13 protein-coding genes are annotated in these 15,139 nt (G+C 61.1%); 3 read left to right on the top strand and 10 right to left on the bottom strand.

Features of this window, described 5'->3' with window-relative positions:
- Window positions 1–7 precede the first annotated feature (7 nt).
- From ACOYQJ_RS07605 to ACOYQJ_RS07590, 4 genes are read right to left on the bottom strand one after another with little or no spacing between them, the layout of a single operon-like run.
- Window positions 8–967, bottom strand: coding sequence for a glycosyltransferase family 2 protein (locus ACOYQJ_RS07605; protein ID WP_422905418.1), 960 nt, complete (start codon window positions 965–967; stop codon window positions 8–10).
- On the bottom strand, window positions 964–2,181 hold the full coding sequence (locus tag ACOYQJ_RS07600; RefSeq protein WP_422905417.1) for a glycosyltransferase family 4 protein: 1,218 nt from the start codon (window positions 2,179–2,181) through the stop codon (window positions 964–966). The genes ACOYQJ_RS07605 and ACOYQJ_RS07600 overlap by 4 nt, the downstream gene beginning before the upstream one ends.
- Complete coding sequence (locus ACOYQJ_RS07595; protein WP_422905416.1) at window positions 2,178–3,149, bottom strand: NAD-dependent epimerase/dehydratase family protein; 972 nt, start codon at window positions 3,147–3,149, stop codon at window positions 2,178–2,180. The genes ACOYQJ_RS07600 and ACOYQJ_RS07595 overlap by 4 nt, the downstream gene beginning before the upstream one ends.
- On the bottom strand, window positions 3,137–4,261 hold the full coding sequence (locus ACOYQJ_RS07590) for a Gfo/Idh/MocA family protein (protein WP_422905415.1): 1,125 nt from the start codon (window positions 4,259–4,261) through the stop codon (window positions 3,137–3,139). The genes ACOYQJ_RS07595 and ACOYQJ_RS07590 overlap by 13 nt, the downstream gene beginning before the upstream one ends.
- 260 nt (window positions 4,262–4,521) lie before the next feature.
- Here ACOYQJ_RS07590 and ACOYQJ_RS07585 point away from each other — a divergent pair, with 260 nt between their 5' ends.
- Window positions 4,522–5,286 (top strand): WecB/TagA/CpsF family glycosyltransferase, encoded by a 765-nt coding sequence (locus ACOYQJ_RS07585; protein WP_422905414.1) that lies wholly within the window; start codon window positions 4,522–4,524, stop codon window positions 5,284–5,286.
- A 6-nt stretch (window positions 5,287–5,292) separates the two neighbouring features.
- On the opposite strand, the gene ACOYQJ_RS07580 is transcribed toward ACOYQJ_RS07585, so the two are convergent.
- Genes ACOYQJ_RS07580 through ACOYQJ_RS07570 form a run of 3 tightly spaced genes read right to left on the bottom strand, consistent with a single transcriptional unit; the run spans window position 5,293 to window position 9,673 of the window.
- A complete protein-coding gene (locus ACOYQJ_RS07580; protein ID WP_422905413.1) occupies window positions 5,293–6,060 on the bottom strand; it encodes an SDR family oxidoreductase in 768 nt (255 codons plus the stop codon).
- Window positions 6,057–7,622 carry a GMC oxidoreductase gene (locus tag ACOYQJ_RS07575; protein ID WP_422905412.1) on the bottom strand — a complete coding sequence of 522 codons (1,566 nt, stop codon included), beginning with the start codon at window positions 7,620–7,622 and terminating at the stop codon, window positions 6,057–6,059. Before ACOYQJ_RS07575 ends, ACOYQJ_RS07580 begins: the two co-directional genes overlap by 4 nt.
- Window positions 7,619–9,673, bottom strand: a complete 2,055-nt coding sequence (locus ACOYQJ_RS07570; RefSeq protein ID WP_422905411.1) for an acyltransferase family protein — start codon at window positions 9,671–9,673, stop codon at window positions 7,619–7,621. Before ACOYQJ_RS07570 ends, ACOYQJ_RS07575 begins: the two co-directional genes overlap by 4 nt.
- A gap of 232 nt (window positions 9,674–9,905) precedes the next feature.
- Here ACOYQJ_RS07570 and ACOYQJ_RS07565 point away from each other — a divergent pair, with 232 nt between their 5' ends.
- Window positions 9,906–10,397 carry a serine O-acetyltransferase gene (locus ACOYQJ_RS07565; RefSeq protein WP_422905410.1) on the top strand — a complete coding sequence of 164 codons (492 nt, stop codon included), beginning with the start codon at window positions 9,906–9,908 and terminating at the stop codon, window positions 10,395–10,397.
- Here the strand turns inward: ACOYQJ_RS07565 and ACOYQJ_RS07560 are convergent.
- The 3 genes from ACOYQJ_RS07560 to ACOYQJ_RS07550 are packed head-to-tail and all read right to left on the bottom strand — an operon-like array spanning window position 10,388 to window position 13,590.
- Window positions 10,388–10,894 (bottom strand): DUF1697 domain-containing protein, encoded by a 507-nt coding sequence (locus ACOYQJ_RS07560; RefSeq protein WP_422905409.1) that lies wholly within the window; start codon window positions 10,892–10,894, stop codon window positions 10,388–10,390. The two genes, ACOYQJ_RS07565 and ACOYQJ_RS07560, sit on opposite strands and share 10 nt — an antisense overlap.
- Window positions 10,891–12,189, bottom strand: coding sequence for a glycosyltransferase family 4 protein (locus ACOYQJ_RS07555; protein WP_422905408.1), 1,299 nt, complete (start codon window positions 12,187–12,189; stop codon window positions 10,891–10,893). Before ACOYQJ_RS07555 ends, ACOYQJ_RS07560 begins: the two co-directional genes overlap by 4 nt.
- 3 nt (window positions 12,190–12,192) lie before the next feature.
- Window positions 12,193–13,590 carry a hypothetical protein gene (locus ACOYQJ_RS07550; protein WP_422905407.1) on the bottom strand — a complete coding sequence of 466 codons (1,398 nt, stop codon included), beginning with the start codon at window positions 13,588–13,590 and terminating at the stop codon, window positions 12,193–12,195.
- Window positions 13,591–13,800: 210 nt separating this feature from the next.
- Between ACOYQJ_RS07550 and ACOYQJ_RS07545 the strand changes: the two genes are divergently transcribed.
- Window positions 13,801–14,970 carry a glycosyltransferase family 4 protein gene (locus ACOYQJ_RS07545; protein WP_422905701.1) on the top strand — a complete coding sequence of 390 codons (1,170 nt, stop codon included), beginning with the start codon at window positions 13,801–13,803 and terminating at the stop codon, window positions 14,968–14,970.
- Window positions 14,971–15,139 lie beyond the last annotated feature (169 nt).

The following is a 15,139-nucleotide window of genomic DNA, read 5'->3' as shown; positions in this document are numbered from 1 at the left end:
CGACCTCTTACTTGTATTCGATGATGCGCATGGCGCGCCCGGTCAGGCTGCGCCAGTGATAGCGCGCCATGCCGATGAGATTGGGGAGCTTTGACAGGGTCAGCAACAGCGCGTGTAGCCATGCCTGATCCTTGGGCAAACCTTCGTGGATCAACCCCTTGGCGGTGCGGATATAGTTCACCGCGTATAGCGCGGCGATCAGCAAGGGCACCCACCACGCGACAAAGACCCCGACCAGCATGGCAAGCGGGATGGCGGCCCCGTAGACCAGCACGCGTTGGCGTTCCTTGACGAAATAGTCGGGGTGTAAATGGCCGACCTGAGCAAAGCCGTGGCCTGTCCGTTCGGCCCTGCGCCACCACTGGCCAAAGCGCAGCATATTGGCGTCATGGCGGGTCATCTCTTGTGGAATCCGTTCCAGCAGCCAGCCTGCTTTGCGCAGCCGGGTGCAAAATTCGTCATCCTCGGCGGCAATCACGGCCGGATCCATGCCGCCAACGCTTCGCCAAGCCTCGGCCCGCACCATCATGTCACCACCGCAGGCGTCGATCTGCCCTGCGGGGCGGCGCCATTCCCAGTCGCACAACTGATTGTAGACACTTGCGTTGGGGTGAATCTCACGGCGCCAGCCGGTCACCATGGCAAGATGCGGATTGGTTTCCAGATGAGCGCGGGCGGTGGCAATGAAGCCGGGAACAAGGGCGCAGTCGCCGTCGATAAATTGCACGATCTGCGGATCCTCCAGCGCGTCGAATCCGGCATTGCGGGCGCGGGCGGCGGTGAAGGGGATGGCCATGTCCAGCTGCACCACCGTTGCGCCGCGCCGTTCAGCCTCTGCCACGCTGGCATCGGTCGAACCTGAATCCACATAGACCACCTGCCGCGCCTGCCCCATCACCGAGTTCAGTGCCGCGACCAGCCGCGCGCCTTCGTTGCGCCCGATCAGAACCACATCCACCGGGGTCATAGGCGTTTTCCCAAGGGTGGACACCCAAGACGGTAGCCCTCGAACAGGGTCGACAACCAGCGCGCTTCAGAGCCAATGTTGAAGTCCGCCTCGACGGTTTCGCGCCCGGCTACGCCCATTTCGCGCCGAATGTCCGGGTTGTCGAGCACGGTCTTGATGGCCGAGCGCAGCCCGATCACGTCGCCCGGCGGAACCAGCAAGCCCGACATCTCGTGAACGACCAGTTCCGGAACCCCGGCGATCCGGGTCGCGACGACCGGCAAGCCCGAGGCCATTGCCTCCATCAGGACAACAGGCACACCCTCGGCAAAGCTGGGCAGGACAAAGACATCGGCCTTGGCCAGCGCCTCGGCGACCTCGGCCTGCGATTTGTAGCCAACGAAGTCGACGGGCAGACCCTTGGCTTGGGCTTCCAGCAATGCGCGGTCAGGCCCGTCTCCGATCAGGGTCAGCCGCAAATCGCGAAAGTCGAGCCCGCGCAAGGCATCCAGAAGCACCGGCACACCCTTCACGCCCGCCAGTCGCCCCACAAAGAGCAGTTCTGCGCCGCCGTGTTGCGACGGGGTGTAACGATCAGGATCGACGCCGCAATGCACCACATGGAACCGGTTCCAATGCTGTTGTGCGGCAAAGCTCATCAATTGGGAACGGCAAAAGTCGCTGATGCAGGCGACGAAGCTTGCCCGCGCGGCCTTTTCATCAATCCGCCAGTGGTGCGGTTCAAAAAAGATATCCGGCCCGTGGATGGTAAAGCTGTAGGGGATACCCGAAAGCGCCGAGGCCAGCATCGCCACGGTGCAAGAGGCTTTGGCGATATGGTTGTGCAGGTGTTGCACGCCCTTATCCGAAAGATGCGCGGCCAAAACGCCGGCCTCTAGAAAATAGATCAGATTAAAGAGCCGTCCCTTGATCCCCTTTGGCGCGGTCCGCCACGCCAGCGCCAAAGCGCGCAGGTAACGGCCCGGCGTCCTGAGCCAGCGTATATGCGCCCGAGTTAGCCGCAGCGGCGACTTGCAGGCGTCCAGAACCTTGAAAGTGCTGGCATGTTCCGCGCGTTGTTCCGGCCCGACTAGGTGTTCGGCCCCGGTGGTGCGGATCGAGCAGGTCAACACTTCGTGCCCGATCGCGCGTAGGGCGGCGACTTCGCGTTGGATGAACGTGTCCGAGGCGCGGGGGTATTCCCCCGTCAGATAGGCCAGCTTGGTCAGGGTCATGGCGCGCCCTTTGTGCAGCGGGCAAGCATGACCTCAAATCGGTCGCTGTCTTCTCCGCCCAGCGCGTCGCGCAAGGCTGTGTTGGGATAATGCAGGGGCATCAGCCGCGCTTTGACAATGGGTTCGCGAAACAGGCCGGGCAGCTTGTGGCTGATCGGTTTCAAGCCCTGAACCAGGGCCAGCCAGAACCCGTAGGGCAGAGGAAGGACCGCTTTGGGCTTCCCGGCCGTTTGGCGATGTGCTTTCAGAAAGCGGGCGCGTGTCGGGCGATCATCGTCAATTGCGTTCAGGATCTGAAGTCCATGGGGATCTGTCACGGCGGCTTGAACCAGCACTGCGCCAAGATGATCCACATGGATCAAGGGCAGCTCTCCGGTCTGACCGATCTGCACATGCAGACCGGCGGCGTTGAACCCCATGAGATCGTTCCACGTGCGCCTTGGCCCATAAACAACACCCGGCCTGATCAGCCAAGCCGGTCGCCTGCTGGCGCGAACCAACTGTTCCTGCCGCAGTTTTGCCGCGCAATAGATATCGCGGGCGCTTTCGGGTTTTTCCAGCGGGCTGGATTCGTCCAGCTTCTGCCAGGGCTCAAGGCGCATGGTGTCATAGACGGCAATCGTGCTGATCAGCACCAAGGCCACGTCAAACCCCTCCATCGCATCCAAAAGCGTCTGCGTGCCGCGCAGAGTGTCCGATTCATGCGCGATGGCATCGTCGCCAAGATGGGCGGCGGCATGAATGACAGCGCCGACAGTTTCCATGGCCTCGGTCAACGGTTTTGTGTTGGAAGTATCGGACAGATCGATCCGGATCGGAATGATCCCGGTGTCATCAGCCCATTCCGGGCGGGGATTGCGCCTGTAGACGGCAACCACCTCGATCCCGCGCGCACGGGCGGCGCGGGTGGCGCTGGCCCCGACAAAGCCGCTGGCCCCGGTGATCAGGATGCGCGTCAACGGGCCCATGGCATCGGCTCCATAGGGTCGCAGCGCGTGGTCATGGTCTGGGCGCCGCTGTGTTCGCCTGCGGTCTGGATTGCCAGGGTGACCTCGGTCATGTGCAGGGCAAAGTCGCCGCCGACGCGGCAAGCGCGGCCTTGCTCCAGCGCCTCAAGGACTTCGGCGGGCCCCAACATAAAATTCATTGCCGCCGCGCCCCAACGTTTGACCTTGGGGTGCGTCGAGGCAGCGAGTTTGATCCGCTTGGGAAAAGGCGATTCCATCAGGCGGCGCCGGACGGTCATCCGTTTGGCAAAATGGACCTTGGCGCTGTTGTCCCACGCGGCATCGCATTTCAAAACGCCCCGGTCTCCGACGATCCGGATCGAATGGTTGTGCGGCGCCACGATCGAACAGGTCAGCCGCGTCACTGGGCCGTTCTCAAAGAACAAGGTCGCGACGGAGAGGTCGGGCGCAAATGGCCCGGCGCCCTGTTTGGCGGGAATGGTTTCGGCGCTGGCAGCAACCACCGTGCGAACCGAACCAAACCAGCCAATCAGCCAGCCAAGATAATATCCGGCGTGTTCAAGCGTGCAGCCGACGCGGAATTCGTCTTGATAAGGCCAGGGGGCGCCGCTTTCCGACAGCCACTTGGTGAACGCGGCCTGAGGGATGAAACCATCGTCCAACTCGGCATAAATTGCGCGCGGCGTGCCCGCCACGCCATTGCGCAAAGCATGACCCAACGTTTGCGCCGCCTCTCCCAGCACCGAGCAGGGCGCCGAGGCAAGCATCAGTCCTTTTTGCGCAGCAAGTCCGTGCAGCACCTTGGCGTCCTGTACGGTCATGGCCAGCGGCTTTTCCGAATAGACGTGGCGACCGGCATCAAGACAGGCGCGGGTCGTTTCATAATGGGCATCGGGATTGGTCAGGTTCAACACCAGCGCGTCGGGCGCATCCTGAAGAAGCGCCTCGAACGACGGCTTGGCAGGGACGTTCCAGAACTCGCAAAACGTCTTGAGCCGCGCCGCGTCTAGATCAAAGGCACCGGCGACTTCGATGCCTTTTGTTGCGGCGAGCGAGCGCATGTAAAGATCGGCCACAAAACCGCAACCCAAAAGCAAGACACGTCCCGTCATCCGCGCCTCGCACGGATCAAAGACCTGCCGAGGCAGGACATCTCAAGATTGAACCAGATTACCACTGCTCAGCCCACCATTGCCTGTGGGATCACTATACGGAAAACGTGGCCAGAATTCGACAAAACGGACGGTTTTCAGAATTTTCCGAAAATGACGAAAAAGTCGAATTATTGCCATTTTTTCGGACCGGGTTGTTGTGCATAAGGCTCGGCAGGCGGGTGTGATTTGCGTCACCCTGCGGGACGGGAATGGTATCCATGCATTTTACGCTGAAAAGACAGACAGTTCCGGTGAACGTGGCAACCTGGGCCTCGCTCGAGGCGCGCGTGGCCGAACGTTTTGCGCGACGCGAAGGTTTTGCTCTGGCGACGATAAATCTGGATCATCTTGTCAAACTGAACACCTCTCCTGCATTTCGCGCGGCCTATGCCGCTCAGGATTTCATTGTGGCTGATGGCAATCCCATCGTCTGGATGTCGCGGATGGCCCGGCGCCCTGTTGAGCTGATCCCCGGGTCCGAGGCGATCCTGCCGCTGTCGCGGATCGCTGCGCGGCAAGGGGTAAAGGTGGCCTTTGCCGGATCGACTGCCCAGGCGCTTGCGGCCGCCAAGGCTTACCTTGAGCGCGAAGTTCCCAATCTTGAGGTTGTGTGCTGTATCGCCCCCCCGATGGGCTTTGATGCTGCCAGCCCTCAAAGTGTGAAAATACTGAAAGAGATCGAAGAGTCCGGCGCGGGGCTGTGCTTTGTCGCACTTGGTGCCCCTAAACAGGAATTGTTCGCGGCAACAGGTCGCCGGGTCGCGCCGGGCGTCGGCTTCGCCTCAATCGGGGCCGGTCTGGATTTCTTTGCTGGTACGCAAAAGCGTGCGCCGGATTGGGCGAGACGCTATGCCGTGGAATGGCTGTGGCGGATGATGGCCAATCCAAAACGCCTTGGGCTGCGTTACATCAAATGTTTTGCGATTTTGCCCGGCCAGATGCTGCGCGCCGTTGCGCTACGCGTGAAAGGGACCGGCGCCTGACCTGCGTCACAGCCGTCGTGGTTTGCGCCGACGCATCAGGATCAGGTCCTTGATCTTGTCTTGGAGTCCGCGGGGCGGAAGAATTTCCCGGTCCATCTCGAATACGGCCCCGGTCAAGGACGGATCGCGCATCAAGGCCAGCTTGACTCCCCATTTCGCCGACTGCGCTGGGTCTAACCCGTCCTGAATGCCCATCTGGGTACGCAGCATGCCGGGCATCCAGTCACCAATCACGATGCCGGGCAGGCGATCGCAGAGATCGGCAACCAAAGTCCGAGTCAGGATGCGCCCCGCGCCCCTGGATACCGAATAAGCGCCTGCACTAGGCAGAGGATCGAGGTCCGCAAAGGTCGCGACGTTGAGGATGCGCCCCTCGCCACTCGTTGCCATGTCCTGCAACGCAGCGTGGCTGCAATTGACAATTCCGCCAAGGTTAACCGCGACTGATTTCATAAAGCTTTCAGGGGTTTCTTCAAGAAAATCGCGTTGGGGGTAAACGGCGGCATTGTTTATCAAAAGGGCAATTGGGCCATGCCTTTTCCGAATTCGGGAAAATGTTTCCACAACTGCGGAGGCGTCTGATACATCCAGTGGTTCGGCGTGGAAAAGGCCTTGCGGGCAAAGATCAGCTGTTTCGCGCAGGGCCTCGACGCGCCGTCCAGTTCCGGCCACAGAGAATCCGCGTCCAGTCAGCTCGATCGCCAAGGCCCGTCCCAGCCCCGAGCCTGCTCCGGTGACGATCGCGATCCCGTCAGAAGGGGTTATCAACGTCATGACTGGCCCTCGCGCGTCAAGATATCGGCCACGCGCAAGGCGTTGGCGGCGATGGTCAGCGACGGGTTCACCCCAAGCGAAGTTGGCATGAACGAGGCATCCGTGACCCAAAGGTTGCGTACATCATGGCTGCGGCAGTCGGGGCGCAAGACCGAGCGCGCCGGGTCGTCGCCAAAACGCAGCGTGCCACAGGGGTGGCCATAATTCAGCTCGGGGCTGATCCCAAGGAACATCCGGCGATGACCGCGAAAGGCGCGCCGGATGGCCTGACGAAAAGCGCGGCGACGACTCAGCAGTTCGGGTGCAAAATCATAGGTGACCGAAAGGCGGTCTGGCCGGGCGGGGTCATAGGTCAGGCGGTTTGCCTCGTAGGGCAGATCCTCCATCAACCCGACAAAGATCTGGGCATGTCCAAAAAGCTGCGCGGCGATGGCGGCAGGCAGCCGGGTCAGTTGACCTGCGCCGGGGATCCGGGCCAGCGCGGTGCGGGCCAGTATCAGGTTCAGATAATGCACGATCTCGCCATAAGACGCACGAATGCCCATCGCCTGAACTGTGCCGAACCGCGCGTCGCCATGGTAAAGGTCGCGCAGGGAAATCGCCTTGGTCGCGCCGTCGTCGTGGCCGCCGCGCTTGGGCCAGAGGGCAAACATCTCGTTCAGGTGAAACATCAGGTTCCGCCCCACAAGACCCGAACGGTTGGCCAGCCCGGTTGGCCAGCCATCATTTGCCGATGCCAGCAACAGCTTGGCCGACCCAAGCGCGCCGCCCGCCAGAATATAGCGCCGGGCGGAAAAACGGTGTGTCTCCCCTTCGATCTGCGTCTCGACATGGGCGATCTCGTCGCCGTTGGTGGCCAGCCGGGTGACCTTGGCGCGGCTGATCAGGTGGGCGTTCGCCGTTTCCAGCGCGGGTTCAACCCCGGCGGATCGCCCATCCATCTTGCAACGCTTGGGGCATTTCGTACCAAGACAGTTCAGGCAGCCGTCAACCCGTTCGATCGCGGTATTGGTGTGATAGGGCTGCAGCCCGGCTTCCGTCAGGCTGTCCATCAATAGCTGTTCTGTCCGCGTAAGCCCGGGCGGCGGACGCAATGGCAAAGGCGGCTCAAGTGACAGTGGGTCAGAGGTGCCATACACACGGAACATGCGCGCGGCCTTGGCGTACCAGTTCTGCATCTCATCAAAGCCCACAGGCCAGCCGCCGGTGGGATGCGGTCGCTGGGACGAATCCTCAAGATCGTGTCGTTCGGGGCGCTCAAGAGTTGCCGCATAAAAGGCAGATGAGCCGCCAAGACCCGCGCCCAAGGGCGCATAGAATGCGGTTTCCTTGCCGTTCAGTGTGACGTGCAAAGGTTCAGGCCAAAGACCTCTGGTCAGGCGCGCCTCGGGGACGAAGACCTCGGACATACCGTTGGTTTCGCTGCGATAACCTTCGGAGCCTTGTTCAAGGAACAGCACTTTTTGCCCGGCTTCCGCCAAAGCGCGTCCAATCGTTCCGCCGCCGATACCGGTGCCGATGACAATCGCATCCCAATCGGTGTCCGAGGCCGGGTGGGTCATTGCCCGAGGTCATCCGTCAGCGCGGTCTTCCGGGAACTTTGCGCAAAGATCGGTTGGAACAGATCACGCACCCGCAAAGCGGCGCTGTTGGTGATGTGGTTGTTGTCAAAGTATTGCCCGACGCCCTCAATAACGGCGGAGCAGGTCTTGGCATCACAAAATTTCGGCCAACTGTCGATATAATCGATTTGCCCGGTCTCGGCCAAAGGCACCCAAGGCGCATCCGCCAATGAGGCGCGCAGTGCCAGTGCATCCCGCGACACAGCACCTTGGGTCATTGGCCTGGCCGCCAGGGGCCAACCCGCATGCGTGGCCTCGCGCGCGGCCTTGCGGCTGTCGTAATTCGGGATTTCGGGCGGTTGTCGCATGACAAATAGACGAGGCGCCCAACGGCCAAGTGCACGTACCGTGTCGTTCGCCGTGACCGCAAGAAGCTTGGCCTGTTTATGGCCGACCAGTTCCGGCGCATCGGTTGGGTGCAGGGTAATCGTGTTCTCAGCATCCAAGCCAACACCCATGCCGCTGGCATAATAGCTCCAACGGCCAATCAGCAAGATGCTGTCGAGGGCCGGGAGGCGACCAAAGCTTTGCTCGATCTGTTTGTTGGCCTGCGTGCAGGCGGTGTCCTGTGCCTGCGTGGCGGCGGATTCGACTTTGCGGATATGGAACAGCGGCGGGCAGCCCGCGCGCCAGATGATCATCCCCGGTACACCGGTTTCTTTTGCCGCCAGATCCAGCCCTTCCTTGAAGGCGCGTACATGGCTATCGCCCCAAACCAGCACCTTTGGCGGCCCGTCCGGTCCGATGGGGCAAACCTCAAGCCCATCCAGCGGCAGGGTGTCGGCGATATAACAGCGGCTCCAATCCTGCAGGAAATCTCCTGAGGCGGCGATATGCACCTGTGCCTTGGGGCCAAATCGCCCGGGCATGCCGTCGTTGACAAAAAGCCAGCCGCCCAGCCCAAGCAATATGGCCGAGGCCAGCGCGGAACCGCTCAGAACGACGCCCCCCGGCAATTTCGCTGCGCGTCGTACCGGGTTTTCGACAAAACGCCACGACGCCCAGCCAAGCCCCACGGAAAGCGCCATCCAGAGCAGTGCCTCGAGCAGGTTTGCGTAGCCATCCCTCAGGTAGGTGGACAGGGTGAAGATCGGCCAGTGCCATAGGTACAACGAATATGAGATCGCCCCGAAGAAGACCGCATAGCGGTTGCACAACAGTTGGTTCACCGGGTTTCTGTTCAACCCATTGGCCAAGATCAAGACCGAGCCGAGTACCGGTACGATAGCCAGAATTCCGGGGAAAAGCGGACCCGCCGGGATAAACACGATCGCCACCAAGATCAGCGCCATGCCCAACCACGACAGCACCGCCCAGCCGCGCCACTGGCGCCCTGTCTCGTACCCCCAGATCGCCAGCAACACGCCAGTCAGCAATTCCCACGCGCGAAAAGGGAAAAGATAGAAGGTGGCCGTGGAAAAACCCGGTGTCAAAAGGATGCATCCGGCAAGCGACAAGCCCCAAGCGGCGACAATCGCCCCCAGAACCCCCCAGCGCCAGCGGGCCAGAAACAGGATCAGCAACGGCAGGAAGATATAGAACTGTTCTTCCACGGCCAGCGACCAGGTGTGCAGCAAAGGTTTGCTTTCGGACGCGGCGTCAAAATACCCGGCGCTGCGGAAGAACAGCACGTTCGACAGATAGACCGTCGCCGAGATCAGCGTCTTGCCATATTCACGGAACTCGAAAGGCAGTAAAAGCGCCCAACCCAGCAAGGTCGTCACGATGGCCATAACGAAGAATGCGGGCGCAAGGCGGCGAAAACGGCGAACGTAGAAATGGCGCAACCATAGCGTGCCCGTCTGATCGTATTCGCGCCAAAGGATGCCGCCGATCAAGAAGCCGGAGATGACAAAGAAGATATCAACACCGACAAAGCCGCCCTGCAGGGGCAGACCAAAGTGATACAGCACCACCGACAGCACTGCGACGGCGCGCAGCCCGTCGATGTCGCCGCGATATGGCAAAGTCTGGTTGCGGGGATTGCTCACCCAAGAACCTGCGGTTTTGTCACGTGCGGGGCCGTCATTGCGCCTTCCTCCCGGGTTCGCCGGCTAGTCTTACGTTTCGGACCCCCACCCGATGGTGCGGTCAATAACAGGATCAGTCGCGCCCAAGTCAAGCGCTCCGCGCCCCTTCGGCCGGGTAAGTGTTGCCATAGCGTCAAGTATGGCCCAAATCTTGACCTGAATTGGGCGTTTAACGGGCCGAAGGTTGGGCAACATGACAGGCAATCAGATATCGGCGCAGACCCCGGATTGGAGCCGCGAGTCCATCGGTCGGTATTGGGATCCGGGGCAAAAGCTGATGCGTGCGCTGCGGAGGTATCAAGCGGCCCGGGCGAACGGCGGTGTCGTCGCGCGGCTGTACTCCAAATACTGGGCACTGAACCATCTTTTCTGGTCGACAATCTGCCAGTCCGAAATTCACCTGAACACGGAAATCGGTGGCGGGCTGCGGTTGACCCATCCGACCGGCATCATCATCCATCCTGACGCCAAGATTGGGGTGAATTGCATGATATTCCATCAAGTCACCCTTGCCGGGGCAGTGGTTTTGGGCGGTCACGTGGATATCGGCGCCGGGGCCAAGCTGATTGGTCCCTTGACGGTCGGTGATCACGCGGTGATCGGGGCGAATGCGGTTGTCACCAAAGACGTACCTGCTGGCGCCACGGTGGCTGGCATACCGGCGAGGGTGATCTCTCAGGCGTGAAGCAAGTCCACCAGTTTGCGCAGGGTATTGAGATTGCGCGCTGTGCCCAGTTTCATCGCGGGATAGGTGAGTTTCGAAGACCCCATACCGCTTGGATAATAGACATAGACTTCGCGTGCGCCTGCCCGCAGGACTTCGTCCTTTTGATGACGGGCCTCAAGCGCATTCGGGCCGGGCGCTGTGTCAAGAAACAGCACCACGACTTGTTTCGGATCGGCACCCGCAAATGGTATCGCGTCCAGAACCGCTCGCATCTGATCCGCATCGCGCAGCATCACCGGCATGGACTGGCCTGCGTAGCTTTCCAACCGCGCCTCAAGCGCCGATTTCACGGCGTCCGCCGCCGCATCGCTGCTGAAAACCACGTTGCCGCTGGCGATATAGGTCTGCACGTCAGCAAAGCCCAGATCGGTGCACATGGCGCGCAGATCGGCCATTGGCAGTTTGCCCGTGCCGCCCACGTTCACGGCGCGCAAAAGGGCGCAAAAGCGGGTCATGGCTCAGACATTCCGAAAAAATCAGGTTTTGGCGTTGAGCGGCCCGCCAGAACCCAGTCATAGACCTGCGCGATCTGCCGGGCCTTCTGGCTCCAAAGAAAGTGGCTTTGCACCCGGTCTCGCGCAGCTTGTGACATGGCGGGCAGGCCCGAGGGATCGTCGGCAAGCGCCGTCAGCGCCGCTGCGAAGTCGCGCGTGATCTCGGCCCGTGTTCCGCAGCGAACCTTCAGGCCGACACTCGGCCCAACCAATTCGCCGGGACCGGCGTAATCGACGACCAATGGGACCACGCCCAAGGCCATTGCTTCAAGCACCACCCCGCCGCCGAATTCCCGGATCGAGGGGAAGGTCAGCAGGTGGCACGAGGCGAGAATATCCTGCACCTCATCATGGGGTTTCCAGCCGTGGAAAGACACGCCCTCAAGCCCCTTGGCCTGTTCCAGCAAGGCAGACATCATCGGTCCATCGCCGATGATCTCAAGCTTGAGCTGTCCGCTCTGAAGCAGGGGCATGGCGGCTTCGATCAACATGTCCGGCCCCTTGTAGGGAACCAGACGCCCGACGAAAGCGCCGCGCAGTGGGCCGCCTGGCGCGGCTGCACGGTTGAACCGCGCCGGGTCAATCCCGTTTTCGGGCAGATAGATCACCTTGTCGGCCACGCCTGCGGAGACTTCTTTGGCGGTGTGCCGCGACCCGGCAAGGATCGCCGAGGCATGGCGCAGTGTTGCCCCGCGGCCGGGCAGCAGTTTGTAGGCAGACCGAATGTAGCTCAGCCATTCCTTTTCGGCGCGCCGCTCGGCTTCGAACCCTTGAGGCCAGGGCACGCCGCCATTGAGCGGACCGAGCACAAACGGCACGTTGGCGCGCGCGCATTTTCCCGCCAGCGACGACGATATCGTCGGCGACAGGGGGGTGATCCGGTGCACGATGTCATAAGCGCCACCTTGGATGTTGGTCCCGAATTGCTTCCAGACCAGCCTTTCGAAATGCGGATAGCTCAGGGCGTTGATCGCCTGCACCATGGTCCAGCCCTTGCCGTCGCCCATGCGCAAAAGCTCGGCCAGTTTCCACATCGGGCGGGCGAAGCTCTCGGAATCGATGGCGGTGAAATCCGCCCCCTCGCGCAGACCGGCACGCAGGAACGCCTCGCGGTTGCGGACTTGGGTGACGATGTGCACGTCAGCCACGTCGCGCAGCGCCGTGGCCAGAGACCAACCGACCAAAGGCACGCTGACCCATTCCGGATTTGCCGCCTCGGCAATGGCCAGCACGCGCAGTCTTTTGCCTGTGCTCATGGATTACATCACCGATTGCCAGTTCAGCCGCGAAACATGCTGCTGCAGTTTCAGCCGCTCGGCGCGCAATTGTTCTGCATAGCCAGTCAGCGCCCCGGCAATCAGCCATGTCAAAGGCGTCAGGGTGGCGTTGGGCAACATGTCAAAGATGTTGACCGCAAGGATCAGGGAGATAGGCGCAACAAAGGGGGAAACGGCGATTTCCCTGTGCGCAAAGGATTCGCGCCAAAGCAGGATCAGTGGCCAGACAAGCAGTCCGAACTCGGCCAGAAAGCCCACCCAGCCATAAACGCCAATCACGATGATCCAGCGCCCGTCGGTTACCGTCAGGATATTGCCGCTGACCGGATCAAGGATATGGTTTCGCCCCCAGCTGCCCCAGCCAAACACTGGTTTGATATAGGCCCGGTCCAGCAAGGTCTGCTCATTGTCAAAGCGGAAGTCGAGCGACCGGGCCCGTTCCGGCTCAATGCTGGCGATGGCGTTCAGCAGCTTTTGTTCGGGGATCAGATCGACGCCTTTCAACATCGGATAGCTGACCGCCAGAAGGCCGATGAAAATCGCCATTCGGATCTGCGCAAGACGGCTGAGAAATGCTACTGCCGGGATCAGCGCGACGGCAAAGATCAAGGCGCCCAAGGACTTGGCCATGAAAATGATCGCCGTCAGATAGAGCGCCGCGCCCAGCAGCTTCACGCGGCTCCATTTGTCATCCATCCGCCAAAGCGCCCATGCCGACACCCCGGAGGTCATGACGAAAAAGGCGACCCAAAGCCCGTGATACAAAAAAACCACCGGGCGATAGCCGCCAGCGCGGATGCTTTGCCCGAAAAGGTGCTGGTAATAGCCGTACACCCACAGGTTCAACTGCGGCGACAGGCGCATTTCGATCAGCATGAGCAGGGAATAGACCAGCCCGCCGATCATCAGCGCCACCAAAAGTTCGCGCTGGGCGCCGCCGTTCGCCAGGTGCTGACGGGCCAAAAGGAAGGGCAGCACCAGCAAGGCCTGCTGAACAATCAGCGCAACCGCGTCTTTCATCGCCAGACCGGGCAGGCCAACCTGCCCAAAGAACACCGGGTCCTCGTTGGTCATGACGGTCATGATGGGGGAGAAGACAAAGGTCAGGATCAACACTCGCCCAACCCAGGACACCGGCAACAAAGGCCCCTTGTGACCATAGCGCCAAAGCATCAGCGCAAAGGCCGCCAGCGCCGGAATGTTGTGTTTGTTCAGCGGCGGCATCAGCGGCAGGTCGAAAGCCGCAGGCGGTTCCGGCAAGAAGAGGTAACCCAGCATCAACGACCAGATAAGCGCACGGTCGCGCGGCAGGCGCATGAACAGCACCGCCGAGACGAGCGGCCAAATGGCCAGCGCGAAAAAGGCTATCGGGTTGGGCATCAAACGCCTCGGTTGCCATGACGCATAGCGCCGGAGTGCCGTCATCCTAGCAACGGGCTGCGGCAATGTCGCGTCCACATTGGGCCGAAAGCAAGGAATGAGAAACGATCAAGGGCTCGTTGGGGGGCTTTTGCGGCAACGGCGAAACAGTGCCCAAGTTTGGCCTTATTTTGCGCGCAATTTTCCAAATGTACGAGTCGTGGGGTGGCAATGGTCAAGGACAGGCTGCGGATTGCGTATCTTTGCGATATGTCTCCGCTGGATCGAAACCTCTATTCCGGAGGGAATGCACGCATTTTCGATGCGTTGCAAAGCCATGCCGGTGAGGTGACAGTTCTGTCCTCCGGCTGGCACAGCATGGATGCGGTGCGCCGGGTGATTGCTGCCATGCCGGAGTCGGTAAACCTGCGCCTGCGCTGGCGGGCCCAACTGGCGCTGTCCCGGATCATTGCGCGCGGCATTCAGGACGAACTGGCCAAGGGTCAATATGACGTGCTGTTCGCCGCCTATTCGTTCCAGTCTTTGGCGCATTTGCGGGTGCCGCGTGGCATGGTGACTGCCTATTCCTCGGACGCGACGCAAACGGTCTATCGCACCTCTGAGATCGGGCAGGCCCATAAAAGGTTGTTCAGCATTGGTCCGCTTCTGGATGGCTGGGTCGAACGACAGGAAAACGCGGTTCTCAGCAAGGTGGACCTGCTGTTGTGGCCTTCTGAATGGCTGAAACTGGCAGCAGAGGCGCGCTATGGCATGGCACCGGAGCGTTCGGTTCTGGTGCCTTGGGGCGCGAATATCGACCGTCCCGAGACTCCTGCGCCGCGCAACATTTCCCGCGGGACTCCTGTGCAGTTGCTGATGATCGGGCGCAACTGGTTCGCAAAGGGCGGCCCGATTGCCTTTGACACGATGCAGGCCTTGCGTGCGAAGGGCATCGACGCCCGGCTGACAGTGATTGGCTGTGTGCCGCCGTCCTTCCACGTCAACGAATGGGTCACGATTCATCCGCAGTTGGACAAATCTGTTCCCGCTGAACTTGCAGACTTCAACGCCGAGCTGGCCCGTGCGCATTTCCTTGTGCAGCCCTCGTTCGAATCCTACGGGTTTGCCTTTTGCGAGGCGTCGGCATTTGGGCTGCCATCCTTGTGCCTGCGGGTTGGCGGCGTGCCAATCCGGGACGGAGTTAACGGCCACGCCCTGCCGATGGGGTCCGGCCCCGAGGCTTTCGCCGCGCAGATCGTCCGGTATTTGGACGCGCCCGAAACCTATATCACCCTGACCCAAAGCGCCCGGCAGGAATACGAAGACCGCCTGAACTGGGACATTTGGGGCGAAACGACTTCTGGCCTTTTGCACAAGGCGATCGCCGACAAGCGCCAGTAACGGTCCGGCCCGTTTGCGGCGAACGCATCGACATTGGGCAGATGACGCGCGGTGTATGTGGTATAACATCAGTCTATCTTTCCCGCCGCAGTCGTCATTTTTCGAAAGGCGACTGGCATTCATGAATTGGCACAGCGCCTCGCAGCAATTTGGCACTATTCCGTTTGCC

The organism is Pacificoceanicola algae (genome assembly GCF_049341065.1).
Lineage (GTDB): Bacteria > Pseudomonadota > Alphaproteobacteria > Rhodobacterales > Rhodobacteraceae > Pacificoceanicola.
This window is presented reverse-complemented; position numbering and strand designations above follow the sequence as displayed.

What these genes read in the sequence shown, in the direction of transcription:
- ACOYQJ_RS07605 (WP_422905418.1), bottom strand. Translation starts at nt 967, where the DNA reads ATGACCCCGGTGGATGTGGTTCTGATCGGGCGCAACGAAGGCGCGCGG.
- ACOYQJ_RS07600 (WP_422905417.1), bottom strand. Translation starts at nt 2,181, where the DNA reads ATGACCCTGACCAAGCTGGCCTATCTGACGGGGGAATACCCCCGCGCC.
- ACOYQJ_RS07595 (WP_422905416.1), bottom strand. Translation starts at nt 3,149, where the DNA reads ATGGGCCCGTTGACGCGCATCCTGATCACCGGGGCCAGCGGCTTTGTC.
- ACOYQJ_RS07590 (WP_422905415.1), bottom strand. Translation starts at nt 4,261, where the DNA reads ATGACGGGACGTGTCTTGCTTTTGGGTTGCGGTTTTGTGGCCGATCTT.
- ACOYQJ_RS07585 (WP_422905414.1), top strand. Translation starts at nt 4,522, where the DNA reads ATGCATTTTACGCTGAAAAGACAGACAGTTCCGGTGAACGTGGCAACC.
- ACOYQJ_RS07580 (WP_422905413.1), bottom strand. Translation starts at nt 6,060, where the DNA reads ATGACGTTGATAACCCCTTCTGACGGGATCGCGATCGTCACCGGAGCA.
- ACOYQJ_RS07575 (WP_422905412.1), bottom strand. Translation starts at nt 7,622, where the DNA reads ATGACCCACCCGGCCTCGGACACCGATTGGGATGCGATTGTCATCGGC.
- ACOYQJ_RS07565 (WP_422905410.1), top strand. Translation starts at nt 9,906, where the DNA reads ATGACAGGCAATCAGATATCGGCGCAGACCCCGGATTGGAGCCGCGAG.
- ACOYQJ_RS07560 (WP_422905409.1), bottom strand. Translation starts at nt 10,894, where the DNA reads ATGACCCGCTTTTGCGCCCTTTTGCGCGCCGTGAACGTGGGCGGCACG.
- ACOYQJ_RS07555 (WP_422905408.1), bottom strand. Translation starts at nt 12,189, where the DNA reads ATGAGCACAGGCAAAAGACTGCGCGTGCTGGCCATTGCCGAGGCGGCA.
- ACOYQJ_RS07550 (WP_422905407.1), bottom strand. Translation starts at nt 13,590, where the DNA reads ATGCCCAACCCGATAGCCTTTTTCGCGCTGGCCATTTGGCCGCTCGTC.
- ACOYQJ_RS07545 (WP_422905701.1), top strand. Translation starts at nt 13,801, where the DNA reads ATGGTCAAGGACAGGCTGCGGATTGCGTATCTTTGCGATATGTCTCCG.